Source organism: Thermotoga profunda AZM34c06 (genome assembly GCF_000828675.1).
GTDB classification, from domain to species: domain Bacteria; phylum Thermotogota; class Thermotogae; order Thermotogales; family DSM-5069; genus Pseudothermotoga_B; species Pseudothermotoga_B profunda.
In genome coordinates this window covers 1183162-1206816 of the sequence record NZ_AP014510.1, presented here as the reverse complement: position 1 = coordinate 1206816, position 23655 = coordinate 1183162, and the positions used below count along the sequence as shown (strand labels likewise).

Below are 23655 nucleotides of genomic sequence, written 5' to 3'. Positions count from 1 at the left end.
TTTGGTATAATTTCAATGTATCATTCTTTGGAGAGGGATGTTTTTCCTTGAAAAATGCCTTAGTTTTTGGATACTATGGATACGACAATCTTGGAGATGAACTGCTTTGTCAGGCAACGATTGATTTACTCAAAAGAGCTCGTTTTGACAAAGTTTATCTCCTTGTTCCTAAGCACAAGATAGAGGATTACAAGCAAAAATATGTCTGTCCTATAAACAGGTTTGATCCAATTTCTATTATAAATGCCATCTTACATTCAAATTGTGTAATATGTGGCGGAGGCGGAATATTTCAAGATCAAACGAGTTTGCGGAGTTTCATCTATTATTCTTCAATAGTGATATTATCGATATTTTTTAGAAGACCTGTGATATTACTCGCAAACAGTCTTGGTCCTGTCAAGAGAAGGTTTTCAAGAAAAGTACTCAGATATATTCTCTCGCGCAAGAAGGTTTTTCTCATAGCCAGAGATGGTATTAGCGCAAGATATGCTAAAAGATTCAGCAAAAATGTTTATGAAGGAACAGATTTGGCTATAATGACACTTGAAAAGATTTCACAAGATCGTCAAAAAAAATTACAGGCAACTTTTTGTTTAAAAGCACCAATAAAATTCCCTGAGATACTGAATTTTCTCAAATACATGGGGTTTGAAAAATTCATTCTGGCACCACTCAGCCCACAAGATCAGAAGATATCCCAGAGCTTGTTGAGAGAATATCCTGAACTTGAATTATCTACCAATCCAATCAACGACATAGCATCTTCTTCAATAGTGATCTCGCAGAGAATGCATGGCTGCCTTATTTCAGCGTACTTTGGAGTACCATTTGTCGCCGTGAACAACTCAAAAGCAACAAGATTCATGAGAAAGTATTTACCGAGTTACGCCGGATACACCAATGAAGATCCAAGTGATATAATCATGGCTATCACAAAATTGGCTGGAAAATCTTTGAACATCAAAGAAAGATTACTATCTGACTCGCGAAAGATGGAAGAGGATTTTATGAAATTGTTAAAACCTCTTTGTCGTTAATTGGGTACTTGAAAAATACAGATTGGTATGCTATCATCAAAATGCACTGTCGTCTGGACGACCCGCTAGCTCAGCCGGAAGAGCACCTGACTTTTAATCAGGGGGTCCCGGGTTCGAGTCCCGGGCGGGTCACCAGAGCGAGAGTGGCGGAACTGGCAGACGCGCTGGACTTAGAATCCAGTGAACGATGAGTTCGTGTGGGTTCAAGTCCCACCTCTCGCACCAGATTGCGGGCGTAGCTCAGCGGTAGAGCGTCTGCTTGCCAAGCAGAAGGTCGCGGGTTCGAAACCCGTCGCCCGCTCCAAAAGATATCCCCCCAAGCTTTGGGGGGTTTTTTCTCAGTGAGGTGTAATATGTTAGATTCTATAAAAGTCAAAGGGGCACGTGTACATAATCTGAAGAATATCTCCGTCGAAATCCCAAAAAACAAGATAACGGTCGTTACTGGCTTGTCTGGTTCTGGAAAATCAACTCTTGCGATGGACACAATCTATGCCGAAGGTCAAAGGAGATACCTTGAATCTTTATCGACTTATGCACGACAATTTCTCGGGGAATTGAAAAAACCAGACGTTGATTATATTGAGGGGCTCTCTCCCGCAATTGCAATCGATCAAAAAAGTGTCTCGCATAATCCACGTTCCACCGTTGGTACAACTACTGAAATCTATGATTATCTGAGAGTGCTTTTTTCAAAAATAGGAGAACCACATTGTCCATCGTGTGGCAGACACGTAGAAAAAAAGGATGTAGATCAGATTGTAAAAGATCTGTTTACAAAATTCCAACCTTCAGCGAGGTTGTATATACTCTCTCCTGTGATCACAGACAAAAAAGGTACCTTCAAAAAAGAGTTTTCTGCTTATCTCTCAAAGGGTTTTGTGAGAGCTGAGGTTGATGGCCAGATTGTGAGATTGGAAGAAATAGAAGAACTCGATAAAAATAAGAGGCATACCATAAAATTGGTTATCGATAGACTTGAATTGAATGAAAATGAAAGACACAGGATCGCTGATGATATTGAAATAGCCTTCAGAGAGAGTTCTGGTTTTGTTCAAATAAGAAATATCGACTCTAACGAAGAACTAACCTTCAGTCAGCATATGATGTGCCCAGTTTGCAACATAGGTCTTCCTGAGATAAATCCAAAGCTCTTTTCCTTCAACAATCCATACGGGGCATGTCCAAACTGTCATGGGCTTGGTTATAATCTTCAAGTCGATCCACAGTTGGTTATTGATGAAAGATTGAGTATCGATCAAGGTGCGATTGTGCCATATCACAGCGATGGATATTATCTCTCGTACATAAAACGTTTAGTACATGCCCTTGGTGGTTCTACAGATACACCTTTTGCCGAACTACCACAACATATTCAAGAAGCCATTTTATATGGTTATGGTGACTTCGAAGGGATTATAAACAACTTAGAGCGAAGATACAGAGAAACAGAATCAGAAGAGATAAAAGAATGGATCGAGCGAAAATTCATTGTACAAAGGACATGTCCAGTTTGTGGTGGAAAGAAACTCAAACCTGAAGCCTTGGCAGTCACAATAAAAGGTATGAACATAATCGATTTTACACAAATGACGATAGAAAAGGCACACGAATTCATCTTAAATCTTCAAGCATCCTTCACCGATAGAGAACAGAAGATCGTGGGAGAATTAGTGGAAGAGATTAAAAAGCGTTTTAGATTTATGCTGGATGTTGGACTTGGCTATCTGACACTTTCAAGGACTGTAAATACCCTTTCAGGTGGCGAGGCGCAGAGGATCAGGCTTGCCACACAGATAGGTTCCGGTCTCACAGGAGTAACTTATGTACTTGATGAACCAACTATTGGCTTGCATCAAAGGGATAATATCAGACTGATAAACACACTGAAAAAACTGAGAGATTTGGGTAATACCGTTATCGTGGTTGAGCATGATGAAGAAGTTATAAAGAGTGCCGATTACATAGTGGATCTTGGACCTTTGGGTGGCGAAAATGGTGGCCAAGTTGTCTATTCGGGACCAACAGGTAGGCTGATAAATAACCCTAATGGTTCTCTAACAGGGCAGTATTTGGCTGGTTTGAAAAAAATAGATTATCCAAGATCACGTCGTGTAGGAAACGGCAAGAAACTCACAATCGTTGGTGCGAAACACAACAACTTGAAGGATATAACTGTGAAGATTCCACTTGGCACGTTTGTGTGCGTAACAGGTGTTTCCGGTTCGGGAAAATCGTCACTGATAATTGACACGCTCTATCCAGTGTTAATGAATGAAATTTATAAAACGAGATTACCAGTCGGTGCACATGAAAAGATCGAGGGCATAGAAAATGTTGACAAAGTGATTGCTATAGATCAATCGCCAATAGGACGAACGCCAAGAAGTAATCCAGCAACGTATACAAAGGTTTTTGACGATATTAGAGAGCTCTTTGCCATGACTGCCGAAGCAAAAGCAAGAGGTTATGATAAAAGCAGATTCAGTTTCAATTTAAAAGGTGGAAGATGTGAAGCCTGTCAAGGTCATGGATTTGTGAAAATCGAGATGCTATTTCTACCAGATGTATATGTTGAATGCGAGGTTTGCAAAGGTAGGAGATACAACGAAGAAACACTGCAAGTGAGATATAAGGGGAAGAATATACACGAAGTCCTTGAGATGTCTGTCGATGAAGCTTTAGAATTCTTCAAGAATGTTCCACATGTTTTTCGTACCTTGAGTTTACTCTCAGAGGTGGGGCTTGGTTATATAAAACTCGGCCAACCAGCCACAACACTTTCCGGTGGAGAATCTCAAAGGGTGAAACTTGCTTCGGAATTGAAGAAAATCGCCACAGGTAAAACGTTGTATATTCTCGATGAACCCACAGTGGGATTACATTTTGAAGATGTCAGGAAATTGATTGGTGTACTTCACAGATTAGTCGATAAAGGAAACACCGTTATAGTTATCGAGCACAATTTGGACGTCATAAAAAATGCCGATTATGTTATCGATCTTGGTCCAGAAGGTGGAGATGAAGGTGGTTACATAGTCGCTTGTGGAACACCAGAAGAAGTAGCAATGGTAGAATCTTCTCATACAGGTAGGTTTCTTGCCAAAGTTTTAGAGTGACGAGGTGGAAAGATGAGAAAATCACTCACAATTCTTTTTTTGTTCAGTTGTTTAGCAGTTTTTTCGTACAACTTTTATTTTGCCAATATCCACGCACATACAAATTTTTCAGATGGTCAGGGTACACCGACTCAGGCATATGAATATGCCAAAGATTATGTCGATGTTCAAGGTGTTACAGACCATGCTTATTACTTCAGACAGACTATCAATGGGATGGACAAATTACTCTTGACTGAATCGATAGCACGACAAAGTACAAAAGACGGGGAATTCGTAGCACTGTGGGGTTTTGAGTGGACGGGTGGCGTTGGGCATATAAATGTCTATGGAACGAGAAATTGGACAGATCGAAATGAATCTGATTTGAAGAATCTTTACAAATGGATTGTTCAAAATAAAGCACTTGCACAATTCAATCATCCCGGTGTGACATATGGTAATTTTTACGATTTTGATTATGACCTTGAAGCAGATCAATACATAAATCTCATTGAAGTAGGTAATGGTAATACCACTAACAGAACAATAACCAAAGAGATGTATTTGAATTATAAACTGGCACTTGATAAAGGCTGGCATGTGGGAGCCACAGCCAATCAGGATAATCATCGACCAAACTGGGGCTCTGCGAACGATACCAGGACTGTCATCCTTGCAGATTCACTCACATATGAATCAATCATGGATGCTCTGAAGAATAGACGAGTATATGCCAGTGAAGACAAAGATGCAAAAGTGATCTTCAAATGCAATGATCAATGGATGGGATCTATTCTCAAAGATGCAACTCAATTACTTTTCGAGATTCAATTGCAAGACGATGAACCCTTTTATGAAGTAACATTGGTCTCGCAGAGCGGAGATGTAAAAACCTGGAGAATAAATTCAAATGAATTCAAAATGCAGTATACCTGTGAACCTTCAGATGGTTATGAATGGTATTTCTTGTACGTGATTCAGAGAGATTGGGATGAAATCATCACCGCTCCAATTTGGATTCAACGTGGCGATGTCTACGTAGTAAACCTCAGGGCAAATCCACAGCAAAATGGAGTTGAAGTTTATTTTGATCTGATAAACAGTTCCTACGAATCCACCCAATGTGATCTACAAGTTTATGTGGCAAATCAGTCTCAAACTTTGCAGGTTTCTACAGACCCACGGACGAAGAAGGAACTCAGGTTTTCGTTTAAAGATATACCTGTTGGAGTTCAAAACATAACAATTACACTGAATGGACACAAAGCACAGACAGCCTTGGTAGAGATCAAAGAGAATTTCATAACAATAGACCAGTCTCATGAAAACAAATATCAAGATTTCTGGAAATCTGTAGAAGAATATCTCAAAGAAAATGGTTTTCAAGTTAGATATAGTTCGACATACTTGAAGAAAGTTCCAATCACACCTTGTCTTTTCTTGGCTCTACCCAAAAAAGGTGGTTTTCCTGAATCAATGGCTTTGAATGATTTTGAGATCGATAATCTTGTTTTGTACTATCAAAGTGGTGGTAAGATAGTTTTTGTTGCTTTACCCGATTCGATAGTTGAAGAAAGTTACAACAGACTCTTAGAAAAGCTTTTGAGTGGAGCTAAGTTCGTACAAAAAGACAGGATTCTACTCCAGGTGAATGATCTACTTTTTGACAGATATATCAAAGATTCAATCTTTTTCATATCTTGTGAGAATCCAGATGAGTTGTTGAAATTTGTTGGAGGAAGGTTATGAAGATATTTGCGCTTGATAGTTCGTCAGAAAAATTGGTGATGTGCTACGCTGATGATCAAGATATTTTCACTCTTACTTACAAAGGCACAGAAAGACATGCGAGTAAACTCGCACCTGTTGTGAAAAGTTTTCTTGATTGTGTGAATAAATCTATTGAAAACATAGATTATTTCGGATGCGGCGTAGGACCAGGAAGTTTAACTGGTTTGAGGATAGGAATAGCGTTTATTCAAGGTATGGCTTGCTCTCTTTCAAAGTTTGTTATTCCAGTTGTTTCATTGGAGCTCATTGCGAGTAATTTTTGTTATCATCGTGGCGAAATAGTCATCGTCAAAAGAGCAAGAGAAGGTTATGTGTACCTTGCATGTTACAAAAAAGATGAACAAATACTAAGCCCCACGGTTATGGAAATCCAAACCGTAAAGGAATTTCTCAGAAATCTCAGAGATCCCATTATCGCTGGTGATGCAAAACACTACTTTGAAGATTTCGGGGTTGTTTGTTCTGATGAACTTGAAGATATAAAAGGAGAAATTCTTGCCGCGAAGGTTCTGACAAAGGCAAGAGAAAAAATGATTATTCAACCGCATGAACTTGAGCCGTTGTATCTGCAAAAATCCATAGCTGAGATGAATTTTGAGAAAAGACAAAGTTGAATGTTATTTCTTTTTCCTCTTTTTTCTTTGAAGATTTTTGCCTTCAGCTAATTCTTTGGCTTTTTTCAAAGCTTTGATAACTTGATCATTTACAGAACCACGTTGATAGGTACCAGAACGAGTCATCTTGCCAGCTTTCTTATCGGTTAAGATCTCAATGGCTTCGTCTATATATTCAATTGCCCAGATATGGAACAATCCCTTTTGTATATCGTTCAGAACATCTTCTTTTAGTATTAGGTTCTTTAAATTCGCCTTCGGTATAATTACTCCCTGATTTCCCGTTAAACCTCTCAATTTGCAAGCTCTATGGAAACCCTCCACTTTTTCAGTGACACCACCAACTGGCTGCACTTCTCCATGCTGGTTCATAGAGCCAGTTACAGCGATTTCCTGATTGACCGGTATCTTGGCTATGGCACTTATGAGCGCGACAACTTCGGCTACAGATGCGCTATCTCCCTCAACTACGCCGTACACTTGCTCAAAACTCAGCGAAGCACTTATAGACAGAGGAACATATTGAGCATAACGTTCACCAAAAAAGCCTTCTATTGTCAAAACAGCCTTACTGTGAACCTTACCACTCAAATCGGCCTCTCTTTGTATATCAACGATACCTGGCTTACCGAGATGAACTTTAGCTGTTATCTTCGCAGGTATTCCAAAACTATGATCTGCAAGATCGAGAACCGTTAATCCGTTGACTTGTCCAATCTTTCTCCCAGTCGTCTCGATCATGAGATCGTATGATTTTATTTGAGAATCGTACTTGATCTGCATCAGATTGACTCTTTCTTCCATTTGCTCTATAGCCTTTTTCACATCTTCTTCGCGAACGACTTTTTCATTACGCTGAGATGCTATATTGCATGATTCTCTTATTAAACCACTTATTTCTCCAAAACGTACTGAAAGCTTTCTTCTGTCTGATGCAAGCCTTGAAGAATACCAGAGAACTCTTTCAACAGCCTTCCTGTCCAGATGTGACAGCTGATATCTGCAACAAGTTGACGATATAAAACCAAGATATTTCTTTATATTCTCTTCATTGGCATCGAGTTCCCAATCGAACTCGCTTTTTACTCTGAACAATTTTCTTACGTCTTCATCGTAGGTATACATCAAATAATAAAGTCTTGGAGAAGCAATCAGAAAGATTTTAATATTCAATGGTATTGGTTGTGGTCTGAGAGAAACTATATTCGAAAATCCAAGGGCGCTTTCCAGATTCTCAATGCTGATCTCTTCTGAAAGTAACGCCCTTTTGAGGTACTCCCATGCGTACGGGCTTCTGAGCAGACTTTCTGCCTCGAGTATCAAAAAACCCCCATTTGCCTTATGTAACGCACCTGCCTTTATAAATGTGAAATCCGTGAACAACATTCCACCTCTACTGTAATATTCAACCTTTCCAGCCAAATTGGAATAGGTCGGATTTCTTTCATAAACCACCGGTGCGCCAACTGTGTGTGAATTATCTACTATCAAATTCACTGAATATCTCTTTTTATAAAGCTGCCTCAATTCACTTTCTTCACTTCTCAGATCGCTTAAGTTGCTCAGTATATCATTTTCAACATCTGTTAAGTATTGGACCACATCGTAATTCGATTCGTACTGCTTTCTCATTTCATCAAAGAGTGCTCCGATTGTAAAAAGAGCGGCATATTTGTCCAGTTCTTTGAGTTTTTCTTTATATTCTCTGTCGAGTTTTCTCGACTTGTACAGAGTACCCTCGATGATGTGCTTGATCTTCCTACTATTTTCGTTGAAGGTTTGTTTTACATCTTCTGGCAGAGACTCAAACATCTCCTGCGTGACGGGTTTGCCATCATAAATGGGGACACTCATGACACCAGTTGGGGTGAGTTGAACTGAAAATCCAAGTTCTTTGGCTTTCTGTTGCAATTCTTCCCAAAGTTGAGTTTTTCTGCTCATATATTCGTCTTCCAATTCTGATTTCTTAGCTGCATAGTCTTCACTCTCAAATATTTTTTCAATAGATTCGATCACTTCCTCAGATAATTTTTGCATGTCTGATTTGAATTGTGAACCTTTTCCAGGATCAAGCGAGATCGCCTTTGGTTCCGAGGGATTTGAAAAATTGTAAACATATACCCAATCCTTTGGCACAGGCATTTTCATGGCTTCTTTCTCAAGGAACGAAGTTACAAAACTCCTTCTACCTGTTCCAGGTATACCAACTACGAAGACATTGAATCCCTTTTCATTTATTTTCAAAGCCTCTTCGACAGCCTTTTTTGCCTTCTCTTGGCCTATGAAACCTTCTGTGGGTTCAAGTTCAGCACTTGTGGAAAAATCTGGCAGGTATGGACACTTATAAATAAGATCCTTATAACCCACCTTCATCTTTTTCACTCCTAACTATCAAATATTAAGATGAACATCCACTGCAACCCGAACAACTACCTGATGAACATGAAGAACCTGTATTGCTCTTTATCTGTATCCTTGGCAATTGTTTCACCATTTTCTTTCCACATTCGGGACATTTTGGGTCTTCATCCTTCATGCTCATGAGCATCTTGTACTCTTTTTTGCATTCTTCACAGTAATAACGATAAATCGGCATAGTTCACCTCCTCAGTCGACCGTTATTGTTTTTGACAAATTCCTTGGAAGATCTGGATTTTTCCCATTTTTGACCGAAAGATGATAAGCAAGAAGCTGTAATGGAACCACAGCCAAAAAAGGCGATAGATACCAAGGACAATCTGGGTATTCAATTACTCTTGTCGCGTTTGAAAAAATTTCCTCAGATTTGTTACTCAAAACTATTGCAGATCCTTTTCGGCAAGTCACCTCGTTTATGTGAGATATGATCATGCTTGCTTGTGAACTATGCGTGATGAAAAATACTGGATAATTTTCACAAACCGACGATAGTGAACCATGTTTGAACTCCGATGAGAAAAGTCCTTCTACGTGATTATACAAAACTTCTTTGATCTTCAAGGCGCCCTCAAGTGCGATCCCATGTGTTATGCCATATCCAAGCATATAAGAGCTCGCGAAATCTATTTCTGAATTGATCAAATCCTGTATCTGAGTCTCGCTCACTTGCAAAGTTTTTTTCACAAGATCTGGGAGTACTTTCACGTCTCTCAGATATTGATCGTCAAAGCTCATCTTAGCAGCAAGATAGTAGAAAGTCACGAGTTGGTTCATAAAGGTCTTAGTTGCAGGAACGGAAATCTCGAGTTCGCAACATAAAGGTATATTCAAAAGACTTCTCATCATGACTGTCGAACCCATAACATTTACGATCGACAAAATAGTAGTTCTTCCTTCAATATTGTTGAGCACATTGATCACATCTTTCGTCTCGCCACTTTGTGAAACGAGTATGACAACGTCTTCTTGCTTGACAGAATCTGCGTAATTCTCAATGAACCTTCCAGCTTCACACGGTATTGCGACTTTCTTTGCCAATTTATTGAATAGATAACTCCCAACAAGTGCTGCGTGATATGAACTACCGGCTCCCACTAAGAATATGTGTCTTGCCCTTACCAAAAGATTGACATATCGAGTCAGATCCATATCGAATTTTAAAAATTCAAGTAGTGCGGAAATTCTTTCTGGTTGTTCATAGATTTCTTTCAACATATAATGTTCATAACCAAGTTTTGAGGTTGCTTCAGACGATATATCCATTATCTGTGGTTCTCTTTCTATCAATTCTCCTGTTTTGATGCTTCGAATGCTGAAGTTGTTCCATGTGAATTCAACATATTCGCCATCTCTTAAAGGAACTATTCTCCTTGTTAGAGGAATAATCGAAGGTAGATCTGATGAAATACATATAAAATCCTTACCAACTCCTAAATACAATGATGACCCACGTTTGATACAGTACATCTTGTCGTCATCGGTGCGCGTAAAGACACAAGCAAAATCGCCTTTTAGTAGTTCTGATGCTTTTTGAATCGCTATGTTCATTTCTTTGTATTGATCATGGAACTTCTCTATCGCATGGACGACTATCTCACCATCGTTCTCGCTCCTTATCGTGTGTCCTTCTTCGATGAACATCTTTCTAAGCTGAACGGTGTTCACTATATTGCCATTGTGAGCTCCTACCATGTCTTTGTCACAATCATAATGAGGTTGTGCGTTTTTTTGAGAAGGTACGCCAAAGGTGGCCCATCTCAACTGAGCTATACCTTTGAATCCCTTCAACTCTTTGAAATTCAGCCTTTCACTTACCTCATCTACTATACCAACGTCTTTGCGAAGTTCTATTTCTCCTTCTTTGGTAATTGCAGAGACTCCCACAGAGTCATAACCTCTATAGATCAATCTTCGTGCGGCATCGGTGAGTATTTCACCAAGATCTTTTCTTTGCTCTTTGTAAATGATTCCAAAGACTCCACACACATTTTTCCCTCCATACACAATAGCGTTCACAAAATATAGTATACTGTTTTTTGTCAATTTTTCGGAGGTCATTATGAGCAAAAAAAGCGTCGGGTTTGGAAAAGTTTTGAGAAAGTATTTCAACAAACCAATATTTGTGAAGTTTTTATTGAAAGCAGGACTTAGTTTGGAACTCTCAAGAAGAAAGATGGTCGCCTTTGTAAGGAATGATTTCACGACCTGGATGGATTATTTTGCACTGGACGGCGTCTGTAGAGCTGTGAATGGTAATAAGACAGCCTGGGTGAACATGTTTTTCCCGGTGGAAATTGTGTTTGCTTTCGGTTTGAACTGTGTCTCGGCTGAAGGACTTTCTGGTATGTTTGCTTCCATGTTTTTGGAAGATTTAGCCATTCAAAAAGCCGAGTCATTTGGAATTTCAAGAAATTTGTGTACTTTTCATAGGACAGGTATTGGTATATCTATGCTTGAGATCTTACCTAAACCAGTCTTTGTTGGAACAACAAATGTCTTGTGTGATGGAAACATTCCGACCTTCACAACTTATTCTTCTGTGAATTCAGTTCCACTGTACGTAATTGATGTACCAAGAGAAGACAATCAAGAAAACCAATCATATTTAACTGAGCAGCTTGAAGCTCTCATCTATAAACTCGAAAATCAACTAAAAAAGAAATTTAACTACTCAGCACTCCAAGAGATTCTCAGGAAAGAAAAACAATCACTCGATATAATTAGAGAAGCCTACTTAGAGTTGTGCGAAAATCCTATCTCTATGGAACTCTATCAACATGTGAATGTTCTGTATGCTTTTCATCTAAGACCGAATCAATTGCTGAAGGCGGCAAAAACTCTGTCAAAGCAGAGAAAATCTTTCGAAGATGACAAAAAAACAAGATTGCTATGGCTTCATTTAGTCCCTTATTATGACAATGAACTGTACAATATTTTTGGAAAAAATTCCAAATTCATGATCGTCACAAGTGAATTCGAATGGGACTGGCTTTATTGGAATCCAGATCCACAAAAACCTTTGGAGTCTTTATCGCAAAAACTCCTGAAAAATCCTGAGATAGGTGATCTTTCAAAAAGAACAAATTTCGTTACAAAATTGGCAAGAGACTTCAAGGTCCAAGGTGTAATTCATTTTAACCATTGGGGATGCAAACAATCATCGGGATCAGTTATCCTACTCAAGGAAAAATTTGAACAACTCGGTATACCATTTCTATCATTGGATGGTGATTGTGTTGATCATACCAATCAGTCTGCCGCTCAGTATAAAACACGAATAGAAGCGTTTTTGGAGATGATAAAATGATCGTATACAACTGCCCGATGGTTCCTTTCGAGTTCTTCAAAGCACTTGGTGTACCGTTTAAGAGAATCAAGAATCTTGGTTGCGAATTCAACGAGCTCAATTCCAACATCTGTTCCTTTTGTAGAAAATCTGTTCTTTCAGTTGACAAAGACGACATCGTCGTTTGGATTGACTCATGCGATTCGGCGAGAAGAACCGCAGACTTCCTAAAACAGACTAACAAGGTTTTTGAATTGCATATTCCCACCGTTTCAGATCAGCAGGCAGTTTTGAGATTATCGAAAGACTTGAAGGCATTGTGGCAATCTTTAAAATCTATTTTTGGTGACGTGAGCGATGAGAGACTTTTTCGAGCACAAAAAAATTTTGAAGAACAGATGAAGCTACTTGAAAGGGCTCTATCAGGTGATTCAAAAGAGATTAAGGAACTTTACGAAAAGATGACTGGCGAGAGATGGATAGGTTCCACACAATCCAAAGGTAAGTCGATTCTGGTTTTGGGCGCACCCATAGATCAAAATCTGGTCCAGATAATCGAAGAAAATGGTGGTAATGTGATCAATGCAACCTGTTCGGGGGTTTATTCAATAATTTCAAATACCTTGAACAGTGATGATGTTTTTAGAAATATCGCATATCGAATTTTAAATAGAAAAATAATGTGCATGAGATCTGCTCCCCAAAGAGATCTTTCAGATCTAATAGATAAAATAAAACCATCTGCTATAGTCCTTCATACGATCAAATTCTGTGATTTCTACAACTTTGACGAGAGAGAGATACGAAAGACTAAGATACCTTTTGTCGTCATAGAGAATGATTTAACAGCTCTCTCAAACGCTCAAATTAAAACAAGAATCCAGGCACTGATGGAACTTTTGACACACAGGGAGAATGCTTTCAAGAGAGAATTCGATTTATTTGTTGGTATCGACAGTGGTTCAACCACTACTAAAATTTCTGTCATAAACACAGAGGAAAAGTTATTGTACAAGAATATTGTTAAAACAGGGGCTTATCCTGTTGCCACAGCAAAAAAGTTATTCGAAGAAGTTATTGAAAAATTCAAGGTACCTCGTGAGAAGATCTACCTTGTTTGTACTGGTTATGGTAGGGCAACACTTGATTTTGCACACGAACAGATAACCGAAATCACCTGTCATGCAAGAGGTGTTCATTTTCTCATACCCGAGGTTAGAACGATAATAGATATAGGAGGACAGGATAGTAAAGTTATAAAAGTCGAAAATGGTCAAGTCGTTGAGTTTGTCATGAATGACAAATGCGCTGCAGGTACTGGCAGATTTCTTGAAGTCATGGCAAATGTCCTTGATGTACCTCTGCAGAAGATAGGAAAGTTGTCACTGGAATACACTAAAGAAATCGATATCAGCAGTGTTTGTACTGTATTTGCAGAATCAGAAGTGGTCTCGCTCAGAGCATCTGGACATAAAAGAGAGGATATACTCTATGCAATTCACAAAGCAATTGCCAGGAGAATAAGCGCCATGTATGAAAGAGTGAAAGGCACTCAGCCGGTGATCTTGACTGGCGGTGTAGCACTGAACGAAGGAGTGAAAAAAGCCCTTGAGAGAATTCTTGGTATTCAAATTCAGATTCCACCAGAACCAGTCTTAACAGGTGCATTGGGAGCGGCAGTCATTGGACATCAGAAAAATTCGCAATGAATTTGTACTTTCCTTCTTTGAAGTGAACACCAAAAACACAAGAACCTGTACCCGACATCATCGCGGTTATCGGATTTTGTTTCCAAGCCAAATCGATATTTTTTTTCACTTCTGAATATTCGGCACAAACAATATCTTGAAAGACGTTGTAAGAATAAAACCGTATTGTTTCCACATCCATAGACCTGTAAGCTTCATACAATTTTTCAACTGGTTTTGGTCCCTTATCAAACATATCTTTGGTGATTTTTTGATACATCGCTTTTGTTGAAATACTAATCTCAGGACAGTAAAGGTTTACCGTGTAATTTGTTATAGGTTCAAGAGGTGTTATCTTTTCTCCCTTTCCTTCGACAATAGCTGTGCCACCTTCTAAAAAGAATGGTACATCAGATCCAACTTTCGTAGCGATTTGAAAGATCATATCTTTTGGTATATCGAGTACTTTTGAGAGAAATCTGAGAGTCGCAGCAGCGTCTGAGCTGCCACCTCCAAGGCCCGAACCGATCGGTATGTTTTTGAACAATTTTACTTCAAGACCAAAATCTATTTTGTAGTATTGACAAACTATTTTGAAAGCCTTCTCAATTAAATTTGTATCTTCGATTTTCACATTAGAATATATCCTGATTTGACTTGGTTCATCTACTATGCGAAATTCGATCAAATCAAACAAACCTATCGTTTGAAACAATCCCACTATGTCATGATAGCCATCGGCTCTTTTTGAAAGTATATCCAGGTAAAGATTCACTTTTGCATAAGCTCTTTCAGTTTCAATATAGTTAAGTATGACCATCCCTCCAAATTTTTCTCGATCCCGGTGAATTCATCGAGTGATTTCCAGGTATAGTCAAACATGTCTGGTTCATTCAATCCTTCGAAAAGTACCTGAGCAGTGTAGAGAAGACCAACATGAACACGACTGACCGATGAGGCAACATCGTTTATCAATCCGATATAATGAAGATCTATTATCCGAACCTTGACTTCTTCATTTATCTCCCTTTGCATACCGTTCATGAAGGCTTGCCAGGGTTGTAATCCATCCTCAAATCTTACATGACCTCCAACACCGACTGAGTATTTATTGTGAAGTCTTTTCTCACCTTGTCTCTCCGTTCTGCGTAAGAGTAATATTTTTTCGTCATTTTTCATGACTACGTATGGTATCACTTGTCTGAAACTTTCATCGTATTCTGCAAAATCTCTTAAGATGAACCTACCTTTGCTTTCGATTATCTCTCTAATCTTCTCTAAGCTTACTTCAATCACACCAGTCTGTTTGTCAACCAGTTTATCAATTTCGTAGGTTGGAACGACTAAAACTCTTTCATGCAAAGTAAATCCCCCTTTATACATTTTTAGAAGCATTGAGTTTGTTGTAGCAATCTCTACAGACTGCGATGTACTTTTCTTTTCCTCCAACATCGATTTCCGCATCGTCTTGAACTAATTTATAGGTCAAGGTTGCATTGTATTCACCACACACATTACAAACAGCTCTTTTTTTGATGATTTCATTTGCAAGAGCCATTAAAAGCGTGGTTGTCTCGAAAGGGTTTTGTTTAAAAGTCATATCCAAACCTGCACAGAACACGTTAATATTTTTATCGAGAAACTCTCGCACAACCTTGACAAGATCTTTGTCGAAAAATTGTACTTCATCGACGAAAACAGCATCAACGGGATATTCTACATACTTGGGCATATCCTGAGCCCTTTCAAGAGCAACAGCCTCCACCTCAAGTCCCGCATGAGTTTTCACAACACTTATTCCGTATCTGCTGTCAAGTGATGGTTTGAAAACAACTGTCTTTTTCTTGCCAAGTCTGTAGATTTCTACATAAGATAAAAGCTCTGTGGTTTTTCCCGAATACATAGGACCAACTATTAAGGTGAGTTTCCCCGCCATGATCAACCCTCCTGCAGAAGTTTGTTAACTGCGTCAATTTTCTCTTGATCAAAGACATGGAGATAAACACTCGTTGTTGACAAGTTCGAATGACCCAATAGATCTTGAACGACCCTGATATTAACCCCACGTTGAAGAAGATGTGTTGCAAAAGAATGTCTAAGGGTATGCGGGTGTATTTTCTTGTTTATACCACACTGTTTGGCATACTTTTTTATTATCCTAAAGACAGTACTTGGATGTATCTTGACCTTCTCACCAAACAGGTAATCTGTCAAAGATTTCCCGTTTTTTTGAACATAACTTTCGATCTTCAGGATCAGTTGGTTGTTCAACGGTACGATTCTATCCTTCTTCCCTTTACCCATGTTAATCCTCAAACAAGCAGGTGAAAAAGATATATCTTCTAATCTAAGGTTACACAATTCGCTGACTCTAAGCCCACAAAAATAAAGCAACGACAGAATAAGATGATCTCGTTCATTTTTTGCGGAGCTTTCGAGTAATTTTTGTACATCGTTTGACGTTAAAAAATCTGGTAACCTTCTGTGTGTTTTTGGATTTCTTATACCCTGCCATGGATTAGCACTACAGATACCTCTTATCACAAGATAATTGAAAAAACTTCTCAAAGAACAGATTTTTCTTGCCAAAGAACTCGAAGCCAATTTTTTGTTTACAGACTTTGAAAGGACTTTTATGTATTCCTCAGCGACTTCCCTTGACAGGTCTTTCAAATTTAGACCTCTTTGAGCAAGAAAATCTATGAACTGTTTTGCGTCCCCCAAATAAGCTGTGACGGTATGGTCAGATAATCTTCTTATATGTGAAAGATAATCTGAAAATTCTCTGAGAATTTGTTGCACCATTTCACCAACTTATGTAATACATCAAGATCACGTATAAGTTTACCAGAGAGAGTATTAGTAGAGTCATTGGCATTGTCTTTCTGACAAAATAACCAAAAGACACTACATTGTTACTGTATTTCTTGAGTAGTGCAATTCCCACTATGTTCACCGCAGCTCCAATTGTCGTACCATTCGCACCAAGAGAAACGCCCAGAGAAAGTGCCCACCACACAGTCGGGCTGACACCCATCTGAACCAAAGATTGAACAACAGGTATCATTACCGTAGTAGTAGGAACCGCACTGAGAAACATCGAAGCAAAACCAGAAAGCCATATCAGAACTGTGAGAAGTAGATAAGGTGAATGAACGGCAGCCACAACTTTTGTTATGTAATCTATAATTCCAGTTTCTTTCATTGCATAGGTTATCATGAACAATCCTATCAAGAAGAACAGGGTGTCCCATTCTATTTCCTTAGTAGCCTCTTCAAATGATTTTCCGAATATCAAAAGAGAAACTGTAGCACCTGCCATAGATATCAATGCCATCTCGTAATCGAGAAATTTATGGAGGGAAAAGCCAACTATTACAGCAAGAAAAACGCACAAAAGTGCCACAGCTCTTTTTTTATCGATGATAGCCGCTTTTGGATCTGTTGCCGCAAGTTGTTTCAGTTTGTCTTCCATACCTTTGTCGGCTGGGACTTTTCTGAACCATAGCATTATCAACAAAATGAGTATGAGAACACATATAGGTGCCAGATGAACAATGAAGCTGGTAAAACTCAACTTACTTGCCGAACCGATTATTATGTTTGGAGGATCACCAATCATCGTGGCAGCCCCACCAATGTTCGATGCAACAATTGCGCTGATCATCAAATAAGTCGCATCGATGCCGACGGCATCTGATATAAAAAACAATATAGGGGCAAAAATCAAGACGGTTGTTACATTATCCAGAAAAGCTGAAAGTAGTGCCACAGTGATGACAATTATTGACAGAGTCTTTCTTATATTTCCATTGCCCCACTTCACTGCCATTACAGCAACAAATTGGAAAAAACCAGCAGCCTTCAAAAGACCAACTATTATCATCATTCCTGCGAGTAATCCTATTGTATTGAAGTCGATAAACTTTGGAAGATTCTCGATAGTCATACTATCTACGATCTTTGTAAAACTCACGGATAATCCCATGAGAAAGACCATGACAGAGGTCTTGAACTTGTTACTGAGTATGAAATAATAAGTCAAGCAAAAAACCGCGAGCATGAATATTTGATTGAACACAGAGATCACCCTTTCAGAACATGTAGAATTCAGCGAATTGACCTGCGTAGATTCCTTCAACCTGTGAAGGAACTCTCACGACACCATCAGCGATAGATATGTTTGAAACGTGTCCAGTTTCGCTGAAGATTGGCTCTGCTGAAATATTGCCATTTTCAAATCTCAATTTCACTCTTACAAAATGCTCACGTCCTTGTATAGAAGGTACATTCTTGGTTAACTTTACTAACCCGACGGGTTTAGGTATGAATTCTTCTTCACCTTCAATTTTTCTCAAAACAGGTAACAGAAAAAATCTGCTACTCACAAAAAACGAAACAGGATTTCCCGGTAGCCCCAAAACAGGTTTTTGTCCAACCAATGCCAAGATAGTTGGCTTACCTGGTTGAACCATGACACCATGATAGATAACCCCGGGCTTGCCAAGTTTTTCAATTGCTTTCGCAGTGTGATCACGAGTACCTATGGAACTACCACCGGCTATTACGATAACATCATAGTCATCAAGACAATCTCTGAGCATATCGTACAAACTATCTTCATCATCTCTCACATGCCCTATCCTTTCACTGATGAATCCCAAAGTCTTTAACCATGAAACGAGCGTATATGTATTACTGTCTCTAACTTGCGCAAAAGAAGGTGTTTCCCATGGTTCTATTATTTCATCTCCTGTAGATATCACTGCGACCTTCGCACGTTCATAAACATCGATTTGTGTAATTCCAAGTTGTAGGAGTAACTGTACATCGTTTATTCGTATTCTTTTATTTTTCTTCAATATTACCTCACCGATCTTTACATCCTCATCGTGCCTTATTAAATTTTCACCGGTGGCAACTGGTTTCATGACTTCAATTAAATCATCAAAGATTTGAGTGTGTTCGACCATCACAACAGCGTCTGCACCCTTAGGCAGAGCACCTCCAGTTGGTATCCAGGCTGCTTCACCAGGTTTTAACGTATTTCTTGGTATCTCACCGATTCTGATCTCAAATGCTACTTTTAATAAAACAGGTAAGTTCATAGATGCCCCTTTTGTATCCGATGATCTTATGGCATAACCATCAACCAATGATTTGTCAAAACCTGGAAGGTTTTCCGGTGAAATGATATCTCTTGCACATACATATCCTGGGGCATTAACTGTCTTGATAACTTCAATTCTGTTTATGGGTTCGATCTTCAAAATATAATTTTCATAGACTTCTTGAATTGTGGCAAATCTGAGAAATTCAATGTTCATGATTTTTCACCATTCTCCTGTTTCGCACAATCGATTGTTGATCCTTTTATTTTTTCTATGGCATGAGGTATCGCGGGTAAAATTACATTTAGATTCTCCTGTACGGCCTTTGGGCTACCTGGGAGATTGATTATCAGTGTCCGACCTTTCACGCCAGCAACGGCTCGTGACAACATTCCAAAAGGCGTGTATTTCAAAGACTCGTTCATCATCGCCATCTCTATTCCATACAATCTTTTTTCTACAACCGATAAAGTTGCATCTGGTGTAACGTCTCTTGGTGAGACACCTGTTCCACCGGTCGTGATTATAAGATCAAAATTTCTTTCACATAGATCTATAAGCTTATTTCTTATCGTTTCAAACTCATCGGGTAAGATTTCATAGTGTTCAACAACCGCATTTATATTTTGAAGGATTTCGATGACCTTCTTGCCACTCTGATCTTCTCTTTGGCCAGCGAATCCTTTATCACTCAGAGTTATTACAGCCGCTCGGATCAAAGTCATCACCTCTGATAATTTTACCTACATTTGAAAAATCATACCCCTGCCATGTCAACGCATTGTTGCGAAAATCTTCTGAAAGTATCAAATTCATTATTAATTCAAATCGGCTATCTTGGGTAAACTGGGGTAAAATTAACAAATCATATTCTTCCCAAAACAATGGAATGAAGTCTAAATCCATGATCTGTGCAGCAGATGCTACACCAAGCCCAACATCTGCCAGACCTTTTTTTATCTTCAATGAAAGATTTATGTGTGTGAACTCTTCATCATCGTATCCGTTTATTTGTGATCCATCTATGCCAAGTTTTGAAAGATGATAATCAAGCAAGATTCTGGTGCCAGAAGCCTTTTGCCTGTTGACAAATCTCACATCTTTTCGTGTTAAATCTGTGAGATCTCTTATTCGTTTTGGGTTTGATTTTTGTACAATCAAGCCTTGATTGCGTTTTATGAATTTCACCAACACAAAATCTTTCAAATATTTTTTCAAATATGGAAGGTTGTATTCACCAGAGTCAAGATCCAAAAGATGTATTCCACCAATATGGGCATAGCTTTTGGCTATTGCCATCAAGCCACCCATGCTACCAACATTTGTTATACTCAGGTTCAATCTGAAATCTTTCTCTTTGATCAAGTCTGCCAGAATAGATATGAGTGGATCGTTACTTCCTATAAAAAGTATGTTTCTGTCGACTTCTTCAATAGATTTACAGGTTTTCACAAATATCTTTTGACCCTCGTCTAATACCTCTATTCCTTTCGGTATAACAATCGTTCCGTCCATTTTTGCGAGTGATTCCATCGTTGCAGCTCCTCTTTTGAGTGGAACAAATACATATCTGTCTTTTACTTTTGAAAGATTGACTCTTATGACTTCATCTTCGGAAATAGAGGAAAAAAGTCTACGAGTTGAGATAGCTTCTACAAAAGTTTCATTACTCGGCATAGTTCTGTATTTTTCGAGAATTATGGGCTTGACGATTTCCTCAAGAACCACGAAACAAGAACCAGGATACCCAGGAAGTCCAACAACAGGTTTTCCATCCACTATTGCCAAAATCGTTGGTTTTCCTGGTCTTATATTCAATCCATGTGCTACGACTTCACCCAAATTATTCAAAACATGATAAGAGTAATCAAAACTACCTGCCGAAGAGCCGGCATTTATCAAGACCATGTCGTAAGACAAGCACACTTGCGAAAGGATTGATAATATCGATTCATATTTGTCCTCTACTATCTTGTGTACTTCTACAGTCACATCCAATTCTTTCAAATAATTTGCTATGAGTGTTGAATTTGTCTCTGGAATGAGCCCTTCATAAATTGCATCTTCCGGTGGGACTATTTCATTTCCTGTCGGAATGATTATCAATTTCATTTTCTTTATGACTTCTACTTCAAAGACACCTGCAGCCAATAACAAGGAGAGATCATAAGCTTTAAGTCGATGATAACGTGTGAAAATCATATCTTTTTCGCACAGGTCTTCTCCCACCAAGCGTATGTTGTGAAATGGTGGTACAGGCTCAAAGATCTGGACATGGTCATCATCAATTATGTGAATATTCTCGATCATTATCACCGCATCAAAAGGTGGTTCAAGGAGATTGCCAGTGTTCACAAATTTGAATTGGCCCTTTGAAAGCGTCTTTGGATTAGTTTTAGTGGCTCCAACTGTATCTTGGCTCTGTACAAATATCCCATCCATGGCAGCACTGTTATAGATTGGCACACTTCTGTTTGCATAAACTGGTTTTGCAAGAACCCTACCAAGCGCTTCAATCGTTGGCAAAATTTCTGTTTTCGGGATGAAAAATCCCTTCTCGTAAAGTTTTTCCTTGTATTGTTTGAGTGCCTCAGTTACATCGAGTTTTTTTAGGTATATTTTTCTTTCCAAAACCATGTACCCCCATGCATCAATTCTACACTAAAACAAGATTCCTTGTGACAAGGGGGGTACAGGAAGATATTCTTAAAAAAGTAAGACATCCGTCCTACTTTAATCTTCTCTTGTTCTTGCAGATTCAAGAGCCCTCTCAACTGCCTTGGCCCATTGGTTGGAACTCACTGTTGCGCCTGTGTAAGCGTCAATTTGATAGCTTTGTTTTTCCACGATTCTCTTGGCAAATTCTTGTTTGGCTTCGTGGTATGGAAAATATGGATAGTCAGATGTTTTAAGTGTGAACATTTGCCTGTTGGCTTCATCATAAACTGGTTTTCCATCTTTTAACTGTGGAGTGACTTCTTCAAGAATCACATTGACTATTTTGTCGTTTTCTATAGTTACCCAGGCTAACCCCCAACCGTAATTTGTCGAATCTGATTTCCCCATAAAAGTACCATCGAAATATCTTGATGAGGCAGATTCATTCTTTGCCCTTTCAAGTGCGAATTTGACTGCTTCTATTATTTTTTTCGATGAACTGGTTGCACCGGTAAAAACGTCAACTTCCCAGGAATTCTTTTCCACGAAATTTTTTGCCATCTGTTTGTGCATCTCTTCAAGCATAGGAAATCTCAAACCATAAACGTTATAAAGTTTCTCTACACCAAGACCATCGAATTCTTTGATTTTAACATCAACTATCTTCCCATCTTTCAGAGTAACCAAAACCCACGCATAACCATAACGATCTGCTTGAGAAGCTGCTTGAAATGTTCCATCTCTGTAGATTTTCGGTGTGCTATTGGCAGCAATCAGAAAAAGAGCGCCAACGACAACGATACCATAAATGGTATAAATGAACAACTTCTTAAACACTGAATCCACCTCCAAAACAATGGAATTGTCTTACATAACTTCACATTACAAGTAGTCCTCTCATTTTTTATTTTCACGTGATTCAGCTTGTATGTCAAGTTAAAATTTGAATTTGCTTTTATAATTCTTTATTATGGAAAAAATATATAATAATATCTGATGAAAATCATGAAGCCGGCATATCTTCAATTGGGTTCTGAAGAGCTTAAGAAGCGCGTGGATATATTGTACAAAAAGATGAAGAGTTGTGATATATGTCCAAGAAAATGTCGCGTGAACAGACTAAGTGGTCAAATTGGTGCCTGTAGGGTTACCAATCTGCCTTCAGTTGCAAGTTATGGTCCTCATTTTGGTGAAGAAAGTTTTCTCGTTGGCCAGAATGGTTCTGGCACAATCTTTTTCAATGGATGTAACTTATCGTGTATCTACTGCCAGAATTGGACAATAAGCCAAGTTCATACTGATGAAGAAATAACAATAGAACAACTTGCTAATATCATGCTAAAGATTCAAACTATTGGTTGTCATAATTTGAATTTGGTGACTCCAACTCACCAAATTGCGATGATAATTCATGCATTATCAATTGCGATCAAAGATGGGTTAAACATACCAATTGTCTACAACTGTGGTGGATATGAATCAGTTGAAACTTTGCAGCTTTTAAATGGAGTAGTAGATATCTATATGCCTGATTTCAAATATGGAGATGATGCCTTGGCTCTGAAATACTCTGGTGTTCACGATTATGTCAAGATAGCAACAGATGCACTAAAGGAAATGTACAAACAAGTTGGCGGATTGAAAATAGAAAACACAATAACAATGCGTGGTGTTTTTGTAAGGCATCTTGTTCTACCAAACGACATATCAAGAACCGAGAAGGTATTTGAGATAATCTCATCTATAAGCACAGAAATACCAGTCAACGTGATGAATCAATATCACCCGACCTATAAAGCATATAATTGTCCCGAGTTATCAAGAAGGATTTCTCAAGCTGAATATATGAAAGCAATTGAGATGGCAAAAAGATATGGATTGACAATTATCAACTGAAAAATTAACGAAAAACGCCGGCATCAGCCGGCGTACTCGAGGGGGTGGGGGG

Annotated in this window: 19 protein-coding genes and 3 tRNA genes; 10 read left to right on the top strand and 12 right to left on the bottom strand. The window is 38.7% G+C overall.

What is annotated here, in order from left to right; genetic code table 11:
* The first annotated feature begins 47 nt into the window (after positions 1 to 47).
* From TSP02S_RS05800 to tsaB, 7 genes are all read left to right on the top strand, one after another.
* On the top strand, positions 48 to 1040 hold the full coding sequence (locus TSP02S_RS05800) for a polysaccharide pyruvyl transferase family protein (RefSeq protein ID WP_041082595.1): 993 nt from the start codon (positions 48 to 50) through the stop codon (positions 1038 to 1040).
* A 59-nt stretch (positions 1041 to 1099) separates the two neighbouring features.
* Positions 1100 to 1175 (top strand) — tRNA-Lys (locus tag TSP02S_RS05795).
* A gap of 2 nt (positions 1176 to 1177) precedes the next feature.
* Positions 1178 to 1265: transfer RNA gene (locus TSP02S_RS05790), tRNA-Leu, on the top strand.
* Between the two features lie 4 nt (positions 1266 to 1269).
* Positions 1270 to 1344 (top strand) — tRNA-Gly (locus TSP02S_RS05785).
* Positions 1345 to 1393: 49 nt separating this feature from the next.
* Positions 1394 to 4159 carry an excinuclease ABC subunit UvrA gene (gene uvrA, locus TSP02S_RS05780; RefSeq protein ID WP_041082593.1) on the top strand — a complete coding sequence of 922 codons (2766 nt, stop codon included), beginning with the start codon at positions 1394 to 1396 and terminating at the stop codon, positions 4157 to 4159.
* Positions 4160 to 4171: 12 nt separating this feature from the next.
* The gene (locus tag TSP02S_RS05775) at positions 4172 to 5890 is read left to right on the top strand and encodes a CehA/McbA family metallohydrolase (protein ID WP_052465344.1); all 1719 of its coding nucleotides are present in this window, start codon (positions 4172 to 4174) and stop codon (positions 5888 to 5890) included.
* The gene (tsaB, locus tag TSP02S_RS05770) at positions 5887 to 6546 is read left to right on the top strand and encodes a tRNA (adenosine(37)-N6)-threonylcarbamoyltransferase complex dimerization subunit type 1 TsaB (protein WP_041082591.1); all 660 of its coding nucleotides are present in this window, start codon (positions 5887 to 5889) and stop codon (positions 6544 to 6546) included. The genes TSP02S_RS05775 and tsaB overlap by 4 nt, the downstream gene beginning before the upstream one ends.
* Before the next feature lie 3 nt (positions 6547 to 6549).
* On the opposite strand, the gene TSP02S_RS05765 is transcribed toward tsaB, so the two are convergent.
* The 3 genes from TSP02S_RS05765 to glmS are packed head-to-tail and all read right to left on the bottom strand — an operon-like array spanning position 6550 to position 10950.
* Positions 6550 to 8919, bottom strand: coding sequence for a Lon protease family protein (locus tag TSP02S_RS05765; protein ID WP_041082590.1), 2370 nt, complete (start codon positions 8917 to 8919; stop codon positions 6550 to 6552).
* Between the two features lie 25 nt (positions 8920 to 8944).
* On the bottom strand, positions 8945 to 9142 hold the full coding sequence (locus TSP02S_RS05760; RefSeq protein ID WP_041082588.1) for an FmdB family zinc ribbon protein: 198 nt from the start codon (positions 9140 to 9142) through the stop codon (positions 8945 to 8947).
* 11 nt (positions 9143 to 9153) lie between these two features.
* Positions 9154 to 10950: a glutamine--fructose-6-phosphate transaminase (isomerizing) gene (gene glmS, locus TSP02S_RS05755; RefSeq protein ID WP_041082586.1), complete on the bottom strand. Its 1797-nt coding sequence runs from the start codon at positions 10948 to 10950 to the stop codon at positions 9154 to 9156.
* A gap of 73 nt (positions 10951 to 11023) precedes the next feature.
* On the opposite strand from glmS, the gene TSP02S_RS05750 reads away from it, so the two are divergent.
* A complete protein-coding gene (locus TSP02S_RS05750; protein ID WP_041082585.1) occupies positions 11024 to 12271 on the top strand; it encodes a 2-hydroxyacyl-CoA dehydratase subunit D in 1248 nt (415 codons plus the stop codon).
* Entirely contained in the window at positions 12268 to 13959 is a 1692-nt protein-coding gene (locus tag TSP02S_RS05745) for an acyl-CoA dehydratase activase (protein ID WP_041082583.1), read from the top strand. The genes TSP02S_RS05750 and TSP02S_RS05745 overlap by 4 nt, the downstream gene beginning before the upstream one ends.
* Here TSP02S_RS05745 and ispE read toward each other — a convergent pair.
* From ispE to TSP02S_RS10740, 9 genes are all read right to left on the bottom strand, one after another.
* Positions 13931 to 14758 carry a 4-(cytidine 5'-diphospho)-2-C-methyl-D-erythritol kinase gene (gene ispE, locus TSP02S_RS05740; RefSeq protein WP_052465343.1) on the bottom strand — a complete coding sequence of 276 codons (828 nt, stop codon included), beginning with the start codon at positions 14756 to 14758 and terminating at the stop codon, positions 13931 to 13933. The genes TSP02S_RS05745 and ispE overlap by 29 nt on opposite strands.
* Positions 14710 to 15300 carry an NUDIX domain-containing protein gene (locus TSP02S_RS05735; protein WP_052465483.1) on the bottom strand — a complete coding sequence of 197 codons (591 nt, stop codon included), beginning with the start codon at positions 15298 to 15300 and terminating at the stop codon, positions 14710 to 14712. Before TSP02S_RS05735 ends, ispE begins: the two co-directional genes overlap by 49 nt.
* A 13-nt stretch (positions 15301 to 15313) precedes the next feature.
* The gene (locus TSP02S_RS05730) at positions 15314 to 15874 is read right to left on the bottom strand and encodes a thymidine kinase (protein WP_041082581.1); all 561 of its coding nucleotides are present in this window, start codon (positions 15872 to 15874) and stop codon (positions 15314 to 15316) included.
* 2 nt (positions 15875 to 15876) lie between these two features.
* Positions 15877 to 16743 carry a site-specific tyrosine recombinase/integron integrase gene (gene xerA / locus TSP02S_RS05725; protein ID WP_041082578.1) on the bottom strand — a complete coding sequence of 289 codons (867 nt, stop codon included), beginning with the start codon at positions 16741 to 16743 and terminating at the stop codon, positions 15877 to 15879.
* Position 16744: 1 nt separating this feature from the next.
* Positions 16745 to 18001 (bottom strand): ArsB/NhaD family transporter, encoded by a 1257-nt coding sequence (locus TSP02S_RS05720; protein ID WP_041084142.1) that lies wholly within the window; start codon positions 17999 to 18001, stop codon positions 16745 to 16747.
* Between the two features lie 31 nt (positions 18002 to 18032).
* A complete protein-coding gene (locus TSP02S_RS05715; protein WP_041082575.1) occupies positions 18033 to 19265 on the bottom strand; it encodes a molybdopterin molybdotransferase MoeA in 1233 nt (410 codons plus the stop codon).
* Complete coding sequence (locus tag TSP02S_RS05710) at positions 19262 to 19774, bottom strand: MogA/MoaB family molybdenum cofactor biosynthesis protein (protein WP_052465341.1); 513 nt, start codon at positions 19772 to 19774, stop codon at positions 19262 to 19264. The genes TSP02S_RS05715 and TSP02S_RS05710 overlap by 4 nt, the downstream gene beginning before the upstream one ends.
* Positions 19737 to 21686, bottom strand: a complete 1950-nt coding sequence (locus TSP02S_RS05705; protein ID WP_232503665.1) for a molybdopterin biosynthesis protein — start codon at positions 21684 to 21686, stop codon at positions 19737 to 19739. Before TSP02S_RS05705 ends, TSP02S_RS05710 begins: the two co-directional genes overlap by 38 nt.
* Positions 21687 to 21782: 96 nt before the next feature.
* Positions 21783 to 22544: an FMN-binding protein gene (locus tag TSP02S_RS10740; protein WP_052465340.1), complete on the bottom strand. Its 762-nt coding sequence runs from the start codon at positions 22542 to 22544 to the stop codon at positions 21783 to 21785.
* A gap of 159 nt (positions 22545 to 22703) precedes the next feature.
* Between TSP02S_RS10740 and TSP02S_RS05695 the strand changes: the two genes are divergently transcribed.
* Positions 22704 to 23603, top strand: a complete 900-nt coding sequence (locus TSP02S_RS05695) for a radical SAM protein (protein WP_144380730.1) — start codon at positions 22704 to 22706, stop codon at positions 23601 to 23603.
* Positions 23604 to 23655: the final 52 nt, after the last annotated feature.

What these genes read in the sequence shown, in the direction of transcription:
- uvrA (WP_041082593.1), top strand. Translation starts at nt 1,394, where the DNA reads ATGTTAGATTCTATAAAAGTCAAAGGGGCACGTGTACATAATCTGAAG.
- TSP02S_RS05775 (WP_052465344.1), top strand. Translation starts at nt 4,172, where the DNA reads ATGAGAAAATCACTCACAATTCTTTTTTTGTTCAGTTGTTTAGCAGTT.
- tsaB (WP_041082591.1), top strand. Translation starts at nt 5,887, where the DNA reads ATGAAGATATTTGCGCTTGATAGTTCGTCAGAAAAATTGGTGATGTGC.
- TSP02S_RS05765 (WP_041082590.1), bottom strand. Translation starts at nt 8,919, where the DNA reads ATGAAGGTGGGTTATAAGGATCTTATTTATAAGTGTCCATACCTGCCA.
- TSP02S_RS05760 (WP_041082588.1), bottom strand. Translation starts at nt 9,142, where the DNA reads ATGCCGATTTATCGTTATTACTGTGAAGAATGCAAAAAAGAGTACAAG.
- TSP02S_RS05750 (WP_041082585.1), top strand. Translation starts at nt 11,024, where the DNA reads ATGAGCAAAAAAAGCGTCGGGTTTGGAAAAGTTTTGAGAAAGTATTTC.
- TSP02S_RS05745 (WP_041082583.1), top strand. Translation starts at nt 12,268, where the DNA reads ATGATCGTATACAACTGCCCGATGGTTCCTTTCGAGTTCTTCAAAGCA.
- ispE (WP_052465343.1), bottom strand. Translation starts at nt 14,758, where the DNA reads ATGGTCATACTTAACTATATTGAAACTGAAAGAGCTTATGCAAAAGTG.
- TSP02S_RS05730 (WP_041082581.1), bottom strand. Translation starts at nt 15,874, where the DNA reads ATGGCGGGGAAACTCACCTTAATAGTTGGTCCTATGTATTCGGGAAAA.
- xerA (WP_041082578.1), bottom strand. Translation starts at nt 16,743, where the DNA reads ATGGTGCAACAAATTCTCAGAGAATTTTCAGATTATCTTTCACATATA.
- TSP02S_RS05720 (WP_041084142.1), bottom strand. Translation starts at nt 18,001, where the DNA reads ATGCTCGCGGTTTTTTGCTTGACTTATTATTTCATACTCAGTAACAAG.
- TSP02S_RS05715 (WP_041082575.1), bottom strand. Translation starts at nt 19,265, where the DNA reads ATGAACATTGAATTTCTCAGATTTGCCACAATTCAAGAAGTCTATGAA.
- TSP02S_RS05710 (WP_052465341.1), bottom strand. Translation starts at nt 19,774, where the DNA reads ATGACTTTGATCCGAGCGGCTGTAATAACTCTGAGTGATAAAGGATTC.
- TSP02S_RS05705 (WP_232503665.1), bottom strand. Translation starts at nt 21,686, where the DNA reads ATGGTTTTGGAAAGAAAAATATACCTAAAAAAACTCGATGTAACTGAG.
- TSP02S_RS05695 (WP_144380730.1), top strand. Translation starts at nt 22,704, where the DNA reads ATGAAAATCATGAAGCCGGCATATCTTCAATTGGGTTCTGAAGAGCTT.